15 protein-coding genes are annotated in these 16,854 nt (G+C 61.2%); 3 read left to right on the top strand and 12 right to left on the bottom strand.

What is annotated here, in order from left to right; genetic code table 11:
• Positions 1-2 precede the first annotated feature (2 nt).
• From LGQ03_RS01630 to LGQ03_RS01580, 11 genes are all read right to left on the bottom strand, one after another.
• Positions 3-1,031 carry a cysteine synthase A gene (locus tag LGQ03_RS01630; protein ID WP_226746990.1) on the bottom strand — a complete coding sequence of 343 codons (1,029 nt, stop codon included), beginning with the start codon at positions 1,029-1,031 and terminating at the stop codon, positions 3-5.
• A gap of 32 nt (positions 1,032-1,063) precedes the next feature.
• Positions 1,064-2,200, bottom strand: coding sequence for an NUDIX domain-containing protein (locus tag LGQ03_RS01625; protein ID WP_226746989.1), 1,137 nt, complete (start codon positions 2,198-2,200; stop codon positions 1,064-1,066).
• 2 nt (positions 2,201-2,202) lie between these two features.
• Positions 2,203-2,643 carry a TrgA family protein gene (locus tag LGQ03_RS01620; RefSeq protein ID WP_090159378.1) on the bottom strand — a complete coding sequence of 147 codons (441 nt, stop codon included), beginning with the start codon at positions 2,641-2,643 and terminating at the stop codon, positions 2,203-2,205.
• Between the two features lie 29 nt (positions 2,644-2,672).
• A complete protein-coding gene (locus LGQ03_RS01615) occupies positions 2,673-3,878 on the bottom strand; it encodes an SAM-dependent methyltransferase (protein WP_226746988.1) in 1,206 nt (401 codons plus the stop codon).
• 124 nt (positions 3,879-4,002) lie between these two features.
• Positions 4,003-5,430, bottom strand: a complete 1,428-nt coding sequence (locus LGQ03_RS01610) for a cryptochrome/photolyase family protein (protein ID WP_226746987.1) — start codon at positions 5,428-5,430, stop codon at positions 4,003-4,005.
• A 77-nt stretch (positions 5,431-5,507) separates the two neighbouring features.
• On the bottom strand, positions 5,508-7,145 hold the full coding sequence (locus LGQ03_RS01605; RefSeq protein ID WP_226746986.1) for a BCCT family transporter: 1,638 nt from the start codon (positions 7,143-7,145) through the stop codon (positions 5,508-5,510).
• Positions 7,146-7,218: 73 nt separating this feature from the next.
• Positions 7,219-8,874 carry a BCCT family transporter gene (locus LGQ03_RS01600; protein WP_226746985.1) on the bottom strand — a complete coding sequence of 552 codons (1,656 nt, stop codon included), beginning with the start codon at positions 8,872-8,874 and terminating at the stop codon, positions 7,219-7,221.
• Between the two features lie 86 nt (positions 8,875-8,960).
• The gene (gene acuI / locus LGQ03_RS01595; protein WP_226746984.1) at positions 8,961-9,944 is read right to left on the bottom strand and encodes an acryloyl-CoA reductase; all 984 of its coding nucleotides are present in this window, start codon (positions 9,942-9,944) and stop codon (positions 8,961-8,963) included.
• A gap of 215 nt (positions 9,945-10,159) precedes the next feature.
• Complete coding sequence (locus tag LGQ03_RS01590; RefSeq protein WP_226746983.1) at positions 10,160-10,663, bottom strand: DinB family protein; 504 nt, start codon at positions 10,661-10,663, stop codon at positions 10,160-10,162.
• Positions 10,660-11,355, bottom strand: coding sequence for a DUF1326 domain-containing protein (locus tag LGQ03_RS01585; protein WP_226746982.1), 696 nt, complete (start codon positions 11,353-11,355; stop codon positions 10,660-10,662). The genes LGQ03_RS01590 and LGQ03_RS01585 overlap by 4 nt, the downstream gene beginning before the upstream one ends.
• A gap of 11 nt (positions 11,356-11,366) precedes the next feature.
• Positions 11,367-12,113 (bottom strand): DUF2182 domain-containing protein, encoded by a 747-nt coding sequence (locus LGQ03_RS01580; protein ID WP_226746981.1) that lies wholly within the window; start codon positions 12,111-12,113, stop codon positions 11,367-11,369.
• Between the two features lie 136 nt (positions 12,114-12,249).
• Here LGQ03_RS01580 and LGQ03_RS01575 point away from each other — a divergent pair, with 136 nt between their 5' ends.
• Positions 12,250-13,293 (top strand): type 2 periplasmic-binding domain-containing protein, encoded by a 1,044-nt coding sequence (locus tag LGQ03_RS01575; RefSeq protein ID WP_226746980.1) that lies wholly within the window; start codon positions 12,250-12,252, stop codon positions 13,291-13,293.
• A 53-nt stretch (positions 13,294-13,346) separates the two neighbouring features.
• On the opposite strand, the gene LGQ03_RS01570 is transcribed toward LGQ03_RS01575, so the two are convergent.
• Complete coding sequence (locus LGQ03_RS01570) at positions 13,347-13,721, bottom strand: NUDIX hydrolase (protein ID WP_226746979.1); 375 nt, start codon at positions 13,719-13,721, stop codon at positions 13,347-13,349.
• A 237-nt stretch (positions 13,722-13,958) separates the two neighbouring features.
• On the opposite strand from LGQ03_RS01570, the gene LGQ03_RS01565 reads away from it, so the two are divergent.
• Both LGQ03_RS01565 and LGQ03_RS01560 read left to right on the top strand, forming a co-directional pair.
• Positions 13,959-14,306 carry a DUF4345 family protein gene (locus LGQ03_RS01565; protein ID WP_226746978.1) on the top strand — a complete coding sequence of 116 codons (348 nt, stop codon included), beginning with the start codon at positions 13,959-13,961 and terminating at the stop codon, positions 14,304-14,306.
• Positions 14,307-14,375: 69 nt separating this feature from the next.
• Positions 14,376-16,847 (top strand): penicillin acylase family protein, encoded by a 2,472-nt coding sequence (locus LGQ03_RS01560; protein WP_226746977.1) that lies wholly within the window; start codon positions 14,376-14,378, stop codon positions 16,845-16,847.
• Positions 16,848-16,854: the final 7 nt, after the last annotated feature.

The following is a 16,854-nucleotide window of genomic DNA, read 5'->3' as shown; positions in this document are numbered from 1 at the left end:
GGTCAAACGTCCTCGAACACGCCGGGGATCGACTGCGGGTCCTGATCCAGCCAGCCGGGAACCGGCAGGCCCTTGGATTTCAGGAACGAGGGGTTCCAGACCTTGGACTGATAGCGGGTGCCGTAGTCACACAGGATCGTCACGATGGTGTGGCCTGGCCCCATGTCGCGCGCCATGCGCATCGCTCCGGCCACGTTCACGCCGGACGATCCGCCCAGACACAGACCTTCGGTTTGCAACAGATCGAACACGACCGGCAGCGCCTCTGCATCGGGGATGCGATAGTTGAAATCGGGTGTGAACCCTTCGAGGTTGGCCGTGATCCGCCCCTGACCAATCCCTTCGGTGATGCTGTCGCCGGGGTTTTCCTCGCCTGTGTAGATCTTGAACAGGCCGGCACCTTCGGGATCGGCCAGACCGATTTTGACACCCTTGGGCTGCAACGCCATGCCGACACCCGCCAGCGTCCCGCCAGAACCCACAGCACAGATGAACCCGTCAACCTTGCCAACGGTCTGGTCCCAGATTTCGGGTCCGGTGGTTTCGATATGCGCCTGCCGGTTCGCCACGTTGTCGAACTGATTGGCCCAGATGACGCCCTCGTTGCTCTCGCGGGCCATCTGTTCGGCAAGGCGGCCAGAATATTTGACGTAATTGTTCGGGTTCTTGTAGGGCACTGCCGGTACCTGCACGAGGGTGGCACCCGCCAGCCGCAACATGTCCTTTTTTTCCTCGGACTGGGTTTCGGGGATGACGATGACGGTCTTGAACCCCATCGAGGCCCCGACCAGCGCCAGCCCGATGCCCGTGTTGCCTGCCGTGCCCTCGACAATGGTGCCGCCGGGTTTCAGCAGACCTTTTTCCACGGCATCCTTGATGATGTAGAGTGCGGCGCGGTCCTTGACCGACTGGCCGGGGTTCATGAACTCAGCCTTGCCCAGGATCGTGCAGCCTGTCGCCTCGGACGGGCCCTTGAGCTTGATCAGGGGGGTGTTTCCGACGGTATCGGCAAGATCTGATTTGATTGTCATGGCTGCGGCCTTTCGCGCGGTGTTACGTTCACCTAACTAGCGATGCCACCGCTGAACTCAACCCGCAACGCGGCGCGGTGCAGTGCCAACCAATAGATCAGCATCACGCCGGGGGCGACATTCATCTCTCCGCTGGCGACCAGTTCCAGCGCGCGATCCAATGATACCACGTGCAAACGCAGGTCTTCGTGTTCCGCGGCAAGACCGCCGGACCATTGGTCGGTATCCGGAATATCCGCGAGCCCGACGTAACAATGGAAAAAATCGGTGGCATTTCCCGGTGACGGATAGCAACCGCTGACCTTGCGCAGGGTCACGTCCAGCCCCGCCTCTTCCTTGGTTTCGCGCAAGGCGGCGGTTTCCGGCTCCTCAAAGGCGTCGATCATTCCGGCCACCGGTTCCAGAATCCACGGGTTCGGATCGTTGCGGATCAGTGCGCCCATGCGCAGCTGTTCCACCAGAACCACCCGTTCCGTGACCGGATCATAGGGCAGCACGATCACCGCCTCGATCCCAACAAACACCTCGCGCGGCAACGGCCCCTGCCGGCCACCATCGAACCTGCGATGTTCAACCCCGAACCCTTGCAGGCGGAAAAAACTGCCGACAGGCGCTTTGCGATGGGTGACCGCCACATCGCCCGCATCGGGTGTGTAGCGCAGGCTGGCGGGTGTCGCGGTCTGGCTGGCCTGCACCTGCCCCCAGGCGCGTTTCTGCATCATTGGAAATTGCCATGCGAGGTCCGACAGGCTGGGCAACGGGTCCATCGCAAACAGCTCTTGTGCCGCAAGCACCGACGCCTTTGCGTAATGCGTTTGCCAATGCGCCAGCGACCAGCTGCCGTCACCCGCAGCCGCATCCTGCGGCGGCACCCACATCTGCGCGGCGGCAGGTGTGCCGTCCGCCAGTGTCACCGTCACGTCGATCAAACGATAGTCGTAGATGCCTTCGTACAGTGCCAGCCGTGCCGCCTGATCCGCACTGATGCCACCCCACAGCTTGCCCACTGCCGTACCTTGCGGGTCTACCTGCACGATCGGGACGACACTGTCTGACAGCGGTCGCACGCCGTAGCCAGGCAGTACCGCATCCACCAACTGCCCGCCTGCACCCGCAACCGCGACACGCAAGGCTTCGTCCAGCAATGTGCCGTAAATGAACAGACGCATGGTCAGTGGTACTTGCTGCCGACGGCCTCGGTGATCAGCCCTGCGATGAGGCCGCCCAGAACCAGCACGCCGACCACGACGGGGGTTGCAAACTGCTGACCGTAGCCCGCCATCAAGCCAAAGGTCGAAATCAGTGCATCCATCGGGCCGTCATATTGCCCCCGCATCGACCGGGTGATCATCGTATGTCCCGACAGGATCAATAAGGCCCAGAACACCACGGCCCCGGCGGCCGTCAGCGCCGTGCCGATGGCGATACTGTAGCCCTGACCGACCCTTGCGCCCATGATGCGCCAACCGCACAACAATCCCGCAACGATGCATAGCGGATACCAGAAACCCGGTGCCCGTCCTGCGTCAAACAAGGGTCCCGTCAGATAGGCGAGCACCCCCGCCAGAACGGCATAAAGGATCGCCCCCGTCAGTTTTCCGGCTGTTGGCATGGCGGACCTTCCCTGGCTTGCGCAGACCGTCAGGCAGGCCGTGCGATCGTGATTTGTGTCACATCGCAGTTTTCACTGGCAAAGGTCGATGCACAAGAGGTCAGGTAAAAGTTCCACATGCGCCGAAACCGATCATCAAATCCCAAGGCGGCGACCTGATCCCATTTCGCGTTGAACGTCTCGTGCCAGCGCCGCAATGTCACGTCATAGCTGTGGCCAAATTCGACCGATTTCACCACGTTCATACCCGCGCGTGTCACCGTATCGCGCAGAATGCTCGGGCTGGGCAACATGCCACCCGGAAAGATGTATTTTTGAATGAAATCAGGGCCTCGCTTGTAGATCTTCCAGCGGCGGTCCGCCACGGTGATGATCTGAAGTGTCGCGTTCTTGCCAGGCTTGAGCCTGTTTTTGACCGTCTCGAAATAGACAGGCCAGTATTGTTCACCTACCGCCTCGAACATTTCGATGCTGGCGATGCCGTCATAGGTGCCTGTCTCGTCGCGGTAATCCTGCAACTTGATCGTGACCTTGTCGGATAGCCCTGCCTTTTCAATGCGATCCACAGCGTATTTGAACTGCTCTGTGCTGATCGTCAGGCAGGTGACGCGCAGGTCGCGCTGGCCGGCGGCGTATTCCGCAAACCCGCCCCACCCACAGCCGATTTCCAGCACGTGATCGCCGGGCTGCGCGCCCATCTCGTCAACCATGGATGCATATTTGAGCGTCTGCGCCGCCTCCAGACTTTCCTGGCCCGTCTCGAATTTCGCGCTGGAATAGGTCATCGTCTCGTCCAGCCAGAGGCTGTAGAAATCATTGCCCAGATCGTAGTGATATTCGATGTTCTTGCGCGCCTGCTTCTTGGAATTGCGCTGCAACCAGAACCGCAGCCGTTCAAAGCTGCGTACGATGAACTGGCCCGGAAAACCGTCATACATTTCCTCGGCGTCGTCGTGCACGAGGTCCATGAAGGCCTGCAAATCCGGCGTACTCCACCAGCCGTCGAGATAGGCATCACACAGACCCAGGTCGCCCTCTCGGATCGTGCGGGCAAACAGATCCGCGTTGTGTACGGTCACCTCGGCCACATGGCCGGGCGCTGCGCCCTCGGTACGGAAATGCCGTCCGTCGGGCAGGATCACGTCCAGCCGGCCGCGTTTCAATTTCAGCATGTTGAAAACAGACGAAAAATAACGCGGAAGGTCGTTTTGCCCCTCGGTGGTCGTCAAGATCATGCGCGATGTGTCCCCGTGGTTTGTCCTGCCGTTTCAGGCTTTTGCGGACATTAGTGATTATGATGCCAAAGTCACGATACAGCGGACCGAATAGTTGCGGCCTTGGTCACAATGTCACAAGCCATCAGCCATTCTTGAACCGATCATAGGCGTCCAGCGCCGCCTTGCGCCCGTCATCCGCCGCCACGACCGGATCGGGGTACGTGTCATCTGGCGACATGCCCCAATGTTCGGGGATCGCCTCAAAGTAGGACAAGGCCGTATCTGATGGATTGCTGTACTCTTCGGCCAGCCAGGCGCGCACGTAGTCGCCGTCGCCGTCAAATTTATCCAGCTGCGTGACCGGGTTGAACACGCGGAAATAAGGCGTGGCATCAGGCCCCGACCCGGCCGACCATTGCCAGCCCATCGCGTTGCTGGCCGGGTCCCAGTCGATCAGGCAATCCGCAAACCAACGCTGCCCGATGCGCCAGTCGCATTGCAGGTGCTTGGTCAAGTAACTGGCGACGATCATCCTGCCACGGTTATGCATCGTGCCGGTCACGTACATCTCGCGCATTGCGGCATCAACAAACCGGATACCGGTGCGCCCCTTTTTCCAGGCCTTGACCTCGGCCAGGCGTTCGTCGGTGTTCCAGTCGAACCCGTCCCATTCCTCGCGCCAGTTGCGATCAACGATGCGCGGCGTGTGATAGATCAGGTGATAGGCAAATTCGCGCCAGACCAGTTCCTTGAGGAATGTCTCTGCCCCGGTCCCTGCCCGGTCCATCGCGCGCCAGCCTGCATGCCAGCAGGTCAGCGGGCTGATTTCGCCGTAGGTCAGGTTTTCCGACAGGCCCGAGGTGCCGTGTTTCATGCCCGGAATGTCACGGTTTTTCTGATAATCCGCGATCCGGTGCTGTACAAAGGTTGCAAGCCGCTGAATGGCCGCATCCTCGCCCACGGTGCACCAGGGACGCACGACGTCGGCCCCGCGCTGCATCGCCGCTGCCATCTGCCAATCATCCAGATCGTCGCTGTCCGGCCACTGGTCCGGCGCGGGAACCGTGGATGGTGCCGAAATACTGTCCGGCAGTTGCCGGTCTCGGACGTTTTTCCACATCGGCGTATAGACCTTGTAGAAACCACCACTGCCGGTCTCGACCGTCCAGGGTTCGAACAGCAGATGGCCTGCATGACTCTTTGCGTCGATCCCGTCATCGGTCAGCGCTGATTTCACAGCCGTATCCCGATCCTTGCATTCGGGATCATACAGGCGCGACCACCAGACGGCCCCTGCACCTGTTTCCCTGACCAGATCGCGCAAGACAGCCAGCGCGTCACCACGGCGCAGGATCAGGCGACTGCCCTTGTCATGCAGTGCAGCGGCCTGCGCGGCAATCGACATGCCCCAACGCATTTTAGCGGCAGCACCTGTGTTTTCCACCACATCGTCGTGAATGAACACCGGAATGACGGGACGACCCGTCGTACAGGCCGCGTCCAGCGCGGGATGATCGGATAATCGCAGGTCGCGACGAAACCAAAGCAGGATAGGAGAATTTTCAGACATGCGCTGCTATCTAGCGCACCGTCGCCGCGTTCAAGCGGGAAAGTGCGGATGCCCTGATCCGGGCATCCGCAATTGCATCACGACTTTGGTTCGCTGCGCAAACCCTTGAAAATCGCGTAGCACATGATCAGCAGCACGATGGTGAATGGCAATCCGGTCGAAATCACCATGGATTGCAGCGATTCCAGACCGCCTGCTGACAACAACAGAACGATGGCCACGGCACCTTCGAACACGCACCAGAACACGCGCTGCGGCACCGGCGCATCGATCTTGCCACCTGCCGTGATCGTGTCGATCACCAGCGATCCTGAATCCGACGAAGTGACAAAGAACACGATGACCAGCACGATCCCGATGAAACTGGTGATCTGCGCCAGCGGAAGTGCTGCCAGCATCTCGAACAGCTGCACCGGCAGGTCCGCGTCCTGGGCGGCGGTGTAACCGTCCTGCACGACCTGCTGGATGGCGACGCCGCCAAAGACCGACATCCACAGCACGCAGACCAGCGACGGGATCAGCAACACGCATGTCACGAATTCACGCACCGTGCGGCCGCGGCTGACACGGGCGATGAACATGCCGACAAAGGGCGACCAGCTGATCCACCAGGCCCAGTAGAACGCCGTCCAGCCTTGGACAAAGTTCGCGTCCTCACGGCCGACCGGGTTCGACAGCGCGGGCAGGAATTCCAGATAGGCAAGCAACGACGAGCCGAATGTCGAAAGGATCGCAACCGTCGGCCCCACCAAGAGCACGAACACCAGCAGCAACGCCGCCAGCCCCATGTTGATTTCCGACAGGATTTTCACACCACCATCGAGGCCGCGCGTGACGGACACCAATGCAACCGCGGTGATCGCGGTAATCAGCAGCACCTCGGTCGTGGCTCCCACGGGGACGCCGAACAATGCGTTCAGACCGGCATTTGCCTGCGTCGCACCGAACCCCAGCGATGTCGCCAGACCGAACAATGTCGCAAACACGGCGATGATGTCGATCACGTGACCTGTCCAGCCCCAGACGCGTTCACCAAAGATTGGATAGAACGCCGACCGGATCGTCAGTGGCAGGCCCTTGTTGTAGCTGAACAGCGCCAGCGACAGGCCGACAATGGCGTAGATCCCCCAAGGGTGCAGACCCCAATGGAAAATGGTGGCCGCCATGCCCAGCCGGATTGCCGCTTCGGTATCGCCCGCAGCGGCACCCAACGGTGCCCAGTCCGTGCGCGCGCCTTCTTCGACGCTTGTGCCACCCAAGGCGGTGGAAAAATGTGTCAGCGGCTCGGACACACCGTAGAACATCAGGCCAATGCCCATGCCGGCTGCGAACAGCATCGCGAACCAGCCCAGATAGCTATAGTCAGCGGTCGCATCCGCGCCACCCAGCCGGACCCGGCCCAGCGGCGAGACAATCAAGAACAGGCAAAACAGCACAAAGATGTTTGCGGCCGTCACAAAGAACCAGTCGAATTTCTGGGTGACGGTCGAAAACAGCCAGCTGAATACCGCGCCGGCCTGATCGGGCAGCGCCAGCGTATAGAAAACGAATGCCACGACCGCGGCGCCCGAAATCGCGAATACCGGGTTGTGAATGTCAAAGGCAATCCGTCCAAGATTGCCTTCAAAGTTGTCTTGACCGATCTCGTAATCGGTCTGGATCTGCTCAACAGCGCCTTCCGGGGCGGGAATGCCCTCTGGCGTTACTTCTGTCATCTTGTCTCCTTACCGTTCAGTTAATCCTGCGCGACGATTAGCGGAAAATTGCCCAAGATAAAACCAACCCCACCTATTCAGCGGGGTTGGCGACTGCTTCAGCGGCTTTGGCACGGCGCCCGTCACGGTACAGCGCCTTGATCAAAGACAGGCACATCAGCACCATGACGACCGAAAACGGCAGTGCGCCGATGATCATCGCAGTATTGATCGCGTCCAGCCCGCCCGCCACCAGCAAGGCACCGATCACAAAGCCAAGGATGCTGCCCCAGGCGATGATATGCAGCCGGCCCTTAGGCGATTCGTCACCTGCCGCCGCAATCGTGTTGATGATCAGGATCGCGCTGTCGGCAGAGGTCACGAGGTAGGTCAGCAGCAATACGACGATCACCGCGCTCATCAGTTTGGCCAACAAAGGCGACAGCATGAAGTTGATCATCGCGAACAGCTGGCTGGAAATGCCCGCACCGGTGATCTGGTCGCCCGCACCACCGTTCAGCGTCAGATCAATCGCCGTCCCGCCGGCAAAGGCAAACCAGACGAAACACATCAGCGACGGCACGATCATGGCCCCCAGCACGTATTCCCGCACCGTTCGTCCACGACTGATCCGCGCCAGGAACAGACCCACGAATGGCGCAAAGGCAATCCACCAGGCCCAGTAAAAGATGGTCCAGCCCCCCTGCCAACCGGCCAGGGCGTTCTGCATGTTGTCCGCGTCAGTGCCATCAGGACGAAAGAGCGTCAGCGACATCGCGGGCAGATTGATCAGATAATCCCACAGCCCCACGAACAGCGACCGGAACGCAAATAGCGTCGACCCGAACACCAGAAAAAACGCGAGGATGAAAAACGACAGGCCCATGTTCAGGTTCGACAGCCACTTGATTCCCTTGCCGACGCCGGACAGGGCGCTCAGGACAGAACAGAACATCACCACGACCAGCGCCGTCAGCATGCCGGCGACAGTCGGTGTTCCTTCGGCGTTCATCAGCCAGGCCGCACCCGTGATGTTGAATACACCCGATGCAAATTGCGAAACGCCGTAGCCGATGGTCACGGCAACCCCCAGGATCGTCGCGATGACAGAGACGATATCGATGACGTGACCCAGCGGCCCTTCCAACGCGCGGCCGAACAGCGGCGTCAGACCGGAACGGATCGTCAGCGGCAGCCCGCGCGAATAGCTGAAAAACGCCAGTGCCAGACCCACGATCGCGTAGCATCCCCATGCGGAAAAGCCCCAATGCAGGAACGACCATTTATAGGCTGAAATCACATTGTCAGCCGCGCTGGCCGTGGTGGCCCCGGTGATCGTGTCGGGATTGATGCCGAAATGATAGATCGGCTCTGCGGTGGCATAGGTCAGCATGCCGATCCCGATGCCCGCGCCGAACATCATCGAAAACCAGGAAAAACTGCTGAATTCAGGCTTATCGCCCGGCTGACCCAACATCAACCGACCCGTTGTCGGATACAGCGCAAGCCCCAGCGCCGTGACGATGAAAAACGCGACCGCGTACATGTACCATGGGCCGGTATTCGCGTCGATGGTTGACCGGATGTTGCTCAGGATTTCCCCTGCCTGGATCGACCAGACGGCGGCCCAGACGATCAAGACCCCGATCAGAACCTTGGACCCGACAGAGACGATGGTGTTGAAACCTTCGTAGAATCCGTTGTCGGCGGTCTGAATATCGAGATCGGTAAGGGGTGGCTTCAACGGCATCTGAGAGTCTCCGGCTATGAACAGGAAACTAAACCTAGCCCGCGCCGCCGGATCTGACACCCGACGGCGCGAAATAAAATTGCGCGTCAGTGATTGACGTCGACGACGACGCGCCCGCGCACCTGACCTTTCAGGATGTCCGCGCCCAGCTTTGGCAGATCGGACAAGGTCGCAGGCTGGATCATCGCGTCGAGTTTATCCATCGGCAGATCGGTGGCGATCCGGCCCCACGCCCGCTGACGGTTTTCAAACGGCTGCATGACGGAATCGATACCCAGCAGGTTCACGCCGCGCAGCAGGAAAGGGATCACCGTCGCAGGCAGGCCAGCGCCCCCGGCCAGTCCCACCGCCGCAACTGACGCACCATACTGCATCTGGCCCAGCAGACGTGCCAGCATGTCGCCACCCACCGCATCGATACAGCCGCCCCAGCGTTCGCCCTCCAACGGGCGTTTGACGGTCTCATTCAGATCGGTGCGTGCCACGATCTCGGTCGCGCCCATCTCGCGCAGATAATCCGCGCTCTCGGGCCGGCCGGTGACGGCGGCAACAGAATAACCCAGATTGGACAGGATCGCGGTGGCCACCGATCCCACGCCGCCAGAGGCACCGGTGACCAGCACCGGCCCATCCTTGATGCCGTGATCCTCCAGCGCCATGACCGCCAGCATCGCCGTGAAACCGGCTGTCCCCACGGCCATCGCCCGGCGCGCATCCAGACCATCGGGCAGCGGCACCAGCCAGTCCGCCTTGACCCGCGCTTTTTGTGCGTAACCGCCCCAATGCGCCTCACCGACGCGCCAACCGGTCAGGACCACCTTGTCACCGACCGCATAGCGGTCATCCGATGACGCCTCGACGGTCCCCGCAAAATCGATGCCTGGCACATGCGGATAGTTTCGCACCAGACCGCCACCCGGACCGATGCACAGTCCGTCCTTGTAGTTGACGGTCGAATAGTCGACCGCGACCGTGACCTCGCCCTCGGGCAGATCATCCAGCCCGATCTGTTTCACCTGGGCCGACGTCTTGCCGTCCTCGCCCTTGTCCACGATCAATGCATTGAACATCGCTGTCTCCTCGCTTGTAAAATCTTTCCGCCACAGGTCACGGTTCCGCATGTGCCCGAGCCCGTCGTATCATCTTGCCCCAAATACTCCCGCCGGAGGCACCGCCGCCGCAACCCGCGCAACATCCAGACCGTTGCACGCAACATGACATCGCGCGGCCATGATCCCCCGCAGGCCCATCGGTTATGGTCTCCGCAGGCAGGCAGTGACACGGGTCACGCGGGGGGCGTCTCGAACAGGTTGACGCTGGGCAACGCATGACCCATCGCCGCCAGATGCGTGCGGATCACCGCCCGCTGATCGGTCTGCTGGTTGAACATGTGCATGACGCAGGCATCCTTTTGCAGGATGATGTCCTGCTCCAGCGAAATCGACCAGAACGCGATTTGTTCAAGCAAATCCACGGAATTGAGCGTATCCGCCCACATCCGCAGCGCACCGTCGGTGCGAAACCGATCCAGCCACCATGCGCGTATGTCCGGGGTCAATGTCGTGCTCTCGGACAGGTCCTTTGCTGGCGGTTTGATCGCATAAAGCCGCGACAGCCACATGCGGTCCAGCCACAGCAGGTGGTTCACCGCCCCCAGGACCGAGCCGTGAGGCGATACGATCTTTGCTGACAGTTCGGCATCCGTCATCGTCTGAAAGACGTCCCACAAGGCCTTGTTCTGCCACGCATTGTAGCGGGCCATCATGCGGCAATAGGCGCGGTCGATCACGGCTTGGGACCTTTCCAGTCGATCGGACAGACCTCTGCCGACTTGCCGCCGAAATCCCAGACTCGCCCGTAGTCGCGGACCTTGGATTTCAGGCCGGTGGCCGCGATGATGTCCGGGCCCATCCAGTATTTGCTGTTGGACACCATCACTGGGTGGTCCTTGTCCTTGCCGGCCAGCATCTCGATCTCGCCCTGGATCTTGCGACCGATGTAGATGCCGCGCCTGTTGCCGTCGCGCACGATCTCGACCTTTTCACGCTCTGCTCCGATGATTTCGGACACCAGCATCGTGAACAGCCCCGTCGTGCCCCCCGCCTGACCGGAAAAGATCTTGAGCAGACCGTTATAGGCCTTTTGGCTGGACCGGTCGTCGACATAGGCCGCGACCTTCCAGTTACCTTCGGCCATGCGTCCGGGGATGTCGACCAGCAGGCCAACGTTCAATCCCGACAGAACCTCACCCTCGAAATGGCCTTCGTCGATGGCGATGGCCATCCACGCATGGCAATGCCCTTCGGTGGGGGGATGCGCGCCCAGCGATACGACGCAAGGACAAAAGACCGTGCAGGAACAGTTCAGAAACAGCTCGCCCTTGATGGCCCAATCGGTCGGCTGCATCTTGCGTCTGCGCGGGTTCGGCATCCGGCTGTCGATGCGTTGCGAAATCGGCAGGCGATCGGTCGTCGTGGCCATCGGCATTCCTCTCAGCGCAATGCGACGAACAGGCCACCGGCAATCAGCGCCCATCCCGCAGGTTTGATCAGACGATGCCCGATCTGTGGTAATTTCTCGAACACCATGAACACCGTGGCAAGCCCCATCCACAACAAAGACATCACACCACCCACGAAACCCAGCGCCATGAACCCCCAGCAACACCCGACGCAGAACGCCCCCAGCCCCAGCCCCATCCGCAGGCCGCCAGCGAAACCGGGCCGCCATGACCCCAGGAAATAGTGCATTGGCGCATGACATACCCCGTGGCACACCTCCTTGGCGCGGGTGAACTGAAACGCGCCCACGACGATCAGCAGCCCCGCAGACAGCCAGCGTGACGTAACGGCACCCAGCACATCGATACCGCCAAAGGCCAGCAGGGCCAATTGTGCCATGGAAATCACCGCTGCGAATCCAACCCAGACGATCAGGTATCCCAACAAGATACCTACCCAGCCCGCACGGCTGCCATCTGCCGACCGCATCAATGCCTCGTATGTCGTCAGGGTCGGTATCATCGTGGGCAACATCATGGCCGCCATCATCACGGCCCACATGGGAAACAACATCCCAAAGGTCGTCAGCGGCATCATGTTGGGCCCGGTCACCCGCCCCCAGACATCCAGCCCCGCCATCATCGACATCATGTAGAGCCAGGCCCAGGACAGCAGGATCGCCACGAAAAAACCCAGCCACAGCGCCGTTCGTATCCCATGCCGGGCAATCCGTTCCATCGCGATCTCCGATTTGGTCAGACAGGTTTTGTGCCAGCGCGCAAACTTGGGATCAAGCCGTGCGATCCTCTCTTGTCGCGACCCGCGCGAGGTTCTAGCGTTTCTGGCGACAACAGGTTCACACAGGGGATGCACCATGACCTTTGCACGTCTACTTGGCACAGCTGCCGCCGTCGCAACCGCCAGCGCTGCGGGTGCGCAGGACAGCGATCTGCTCGTCTTTGACTACCCCGGGTTTGAAAACCCCGAATTCCATCAGGCCTATATCGAAGCACATGGCGACAGCCCCGCCTTCAGCTTTTTCGGGGACGAAGACGAGGCGTTCCAGAAAATCCGGTCCGGGTTTCAGGCCGATGTGGCGCATATCTGTGCAGGATCGGTCACCCGTTGGGCCGAAAGTGGTATCCTGGATGAATGGGACACCAGCCGCATTGACGCTTGGGCCGATCTGGACAGCAACCTGACGGGCGAAAACGTGGCGGACGCCGCCGGCGTGTTCTTTGTGCCGACAGATTTCGGCTCCACCGCCATTGCCTACAACCCCGAAGAGGTCCCGGCAGAGGATGTTGCCTCACTTCAGGTCTTCCAGAACCCCGCCTACGCCGGTCGCATGACCCTGCCCGACAACGTCGACGATGCCTATGCGCTCGCTTATCTGGCGACCGGCGTGGACAACTGGCAAAATGCGACCGACGAACAGTTTCAGGCCGCATCGGACTGGCTGCGGGCCGTGCACCCGAACCTGCGGACCTATTGGACCGACCCCGCGGAACTGGCACAGCTGATGTCGTCTGGCGAAATCCTGGTCAGCTGGGCCTGGAACGAGACCTACCCCACCATGGTCGAAGAAGGTCGCCCCATCGCCTTCCAGCGTGAGGCCGCAGAAGGGTCGTCATTGTGGCTGTGCGGCTACGTGAACCTGTCCGACGGCGAAGGCTCCGAGGACAAGGCCTATGACTACATCAACGCCATGCTGGCCGCGTCCTCTGTCGTGCCGCTGCTGGACGCGGGCTTCGGATCATCGAACAAGGTCGCCCTGAACGATCAGGTCAGCGAAGAGGATCTGGCAGCCTCCGGTCTGGAACCGATCGCCGTGCCGGTTTTGGCACAGCTGCCCATGAGCAACGAGATGCGCGAACGTCAGGCAGAGACGTTCGAACTGATCAAGGCCGGTTTCTAAAAACCGGTGAGCGGCGGGCGGCCCGACATCGGACCGCCCTTCTGCTGCTTGCGTTAAATGATGCCGCGCAACCCATCCGGATACAGCGCCGGACCCCCGGGCAGTTCGAGTGTGTCAGGATCGACCCAACTGGCGTGACACAGGGTGCCGTTATCCTCGTGAAATGCGATCCGGTCGACACCGTCAAATGCGCCATTCGGAAAAACCACCTCAAAGACGGCAATGATTTCGTGGCCTGGCGCACCGTGATGCACGAACAGATTCTCGACATCGTCAGCTGCGCCGATGGTCTGGACGTCGATACCCAATTCCTCCCTGAATTCGCGTATGACAGCGGTTTGCGCCGTTTCGCCAAAATTGACCGAACCGCCTAGCGGCCGCATGCCCTTGATGCGTGCATCATCATCCGGCACCGCTGCCGCCAGCATGGCTGCGCCGCACCAATGCAACCCAAGCGCCTTGAACCGGATGTCGGCGGCGGGTCACCAGCGATGGCTTAAAGTGTCTTGCATGTGCGTTCCCCTGTGTGCCGCGACGCATGCGCCATTCTTCTGGTCAAAAATATCCTCGGGGGTCCGGGGGTGAAACCCCCGAAAAGGGGTGGGTGGGCGGGGCCACCCACCGCACTAGGTTGAACCGCAACGCAATTTCAAAGGCACATCGCAATGGACATCATCAACATTCTGCTCGCTCTTCTTTCAATCGGTTTCGGTGTCATCGGATGGCTGGCACCGCGCTACACCATGGATGTGCTGGACACCGCGACCAAAAACGACAGCACCATGGGCCTGTCAGAGGTCCGCGCTGCCTCCGGTGCGCTCTTCGTGGGTCTGGGGGTCGGAGCACTTCTGACTGGCCTGCCCGGTGCCTATGCAGCGATCGGGTTTGCCTGGGGTGGCGGTGCAGTGGGCCGGCTCACCTCGATCGTGCTGGACGGTCCCAGCCGCCTGAAATGGATCTTTTTCGCGGTAGAGGCCGTGGTTGGCGTCACGGCGATCGTCATCAACCTGTGAACCCCGCTGGCGCAGGTCCCGCCTAGTCGATAGACAGACGGCCATCGGCGCATACTTGGGGGTTTGCACATGGCGTTCATGTTTCGGTGGCTACTGCGGATCGCGACGGGTCTGTTCGTCCTGTTCGTCGCGGCGGTGACGCTGATCTGGTATTTCGCATCGCGGTCCCTACCTGACTACGAGGGCAATTTTGCCGTCGCAGGTATCTCTGCCCCGGTCGAGATCGTGCGCGACAATGCTGCTGTGCCGCATATCTTTGGCGAAACGGATGCCGACACCTTCTATGCGCTGGGATATGTCCATGCACAGGACCGGTTGTGGCAGATGACCATGCTGCGCCGTACGGCGCAGGGGCGTCTGTCCGAACTCTTTGGTCAGCGGACGGTCAGCATCGACAATCTGCTGCGCAGGCTCGATCTGTACAATCTTGCCGTCAGCTCGGTGCAGGCGCAGGATGCGCAGACGATGGACGCGCTGAATGCCTATGCCGCCGGGGTCAATGCCTGGCTGGCCGAGATCAACAGCGGCGCGCGCGGACGCGGCGCGCCCGAAATGTGGGTATTCAATCACGCCATCGCGCCCTGGCAGCCTGCCGACAGTCTCGCCGTACTGAAACTGATGGCGCTGCAATTATCCGGTCAGGCCGACTACGAGGTTCTGCGCGCGCGGACCTCGCTGATGCTGCCGAACGCACGCCTGTCCGATATTCTGCCCGATGATCCATCGTCCGGCGTCGCCGCACTTCCGGAATACAGCGCGATGGTGGGTGACCTGCCGCAACCGACATCCGGCACCAGGGTATACGATGATCCCCTGTCGCCACTGAAATCACACGAGCTGTCGGGCGCATCCAACGCCTGGGCCGCCGGTCTGACCCGGTCCGCCGCGGGTTCGACACTCCTGGCGAACGACCCGCACCTGGGACTGACCGCGCCGACGATCTGGTATCTGACGCGGTTGCAACTGGAAACGGGCGACGTGATCGGGGCCACGATTCCCGGCCTGCCGGTGGTCCTGTCCGGGCGCAGCGCGGATGTCGGTTGGGGTGTGACCACAGCCTATGTCGACGATCAGGACATCCACCTCGAACAGATCAATCCCGACAACGCCAACCAGTATCGCACGCCGGATGGCTGGGCGGATTTCCGGTCGCGCGACAGCATCATCCGGATCAAAGGCGCGCCCGCGATCACGCTACGTTTGCGCTGGACAGAAAACGGACCTGTCCTGCCCGGAGATGTGTTCGACGTCGGCAGCGTGACACCGCCCGGCCATGTGGCGGCCCTGTCATGGACGGCCCTGTCGGATCGCGACACCTCGGTCAGTGCCGCGATGGCCATGATGCGCGCCCGCACCGTCGAAGGCGCGATTGACGCCGCCGAAGACTACCTGGCACCCGCACAGAACCTGACGCTGGCCGACCGCACTGATGTCGCCATGAAAACCATCGGCATGATCCCGCGACGCGACCCCATGCATATCAGCCGGGGCCGCCTGCCAGCCTATGGCTATTTGCCGGAAAACCGCTGGCAGGGCCGCATGCCCTATGCCGACAATCCCGAATTCGTGGCCCCCGAAGGCGGCATTCTGGGAAATACCAACAACAAGACGGTGGACCGGCCGTTTCCGAACCATGTCAGCTATCGCTGGGGCGATACGCAGCGCATCAACCGCTGGCGTCGCCTGATGCAAAGCCGACAGGTCCACACGCGCGACAGTTTCATCGAGGCGCAGCTGGACACCGTCAGTTTCACCGCGCGCGCCCTGCTGCCGCTGATCGGTGCGGACCTGTGGTTCACCGGAGAGGCTGCCGCAGACGGCACACCCGAGCGTCGCCGTCAGATCGCACTAACGCTGCTGGCCAACTGGAACGGAGAGATGAACGAACATCTGCCCGAGCCTTTGATCTATGCCGCCTGGCTGCGTGCCCTGCAAACACGCCTTATTCAGGATGACCTCGGGCCATTGGCGACCGAATTTACCCATGTCGATCCGGTCTTTGTCGAACGGGTGTTCCGCGACGTGGACGGCGCATCGGCCTGGTGCGACGTGATCCAGTCCGCCCCGGTCGAGACCTGTACGGACATGGCGCGTCTGGCATTGGATGACGCGTTGCAGTGGATCGACGATTCCTTTGGCACGAACCTGGAAACCCTGCGTTGGGGCGATGTGCATCAGGCGACCCACGACCATCCGACGCTGGGCGGCGTCCCCGTCCTGCAATGGTTCGTGAATATCCGCCAATCGACGTCCGGCGGGGACAACACGTTGATGCGCGGCCGCACTGCAGGCGAAGGTGCGAATCCGTTTCGCAACGTCCATGCCGCAGGCTACCGGGGCGTCTACGATTTTGCCGACCCCGACAGCTCTGTTTTCGTGACGGCCACTGGCCAGTCCGGGCATTTCCTGTCGCGCTACTATGACAACCTGGGGGAATTGTGGCGCCGTGGCGAATACATCCCGATGTCGCTGGACCCGGCGCTCGCGCGTGGGGCTGCGTTGGGCGTCATGACGCTGGTCCCACAGCAAAATGACGACTAAAGCCTGC

The sequence above is a fragment of the Loktanella gaetbuli genome (assembly GCF_020531945.1).
GTDB classification, from domain to species: domain Bacteria; phylum Pseudomonadota; class Alphaproteobacteria; order Rhodobacterales; family Rhodobacteraceae; genus Loktanella; species Loktanella gaetbuli.
Note: the sequence above shows the minus strand (reverse complement) of the source record. Positions and strands in the feature narration are given on the sequence as shown.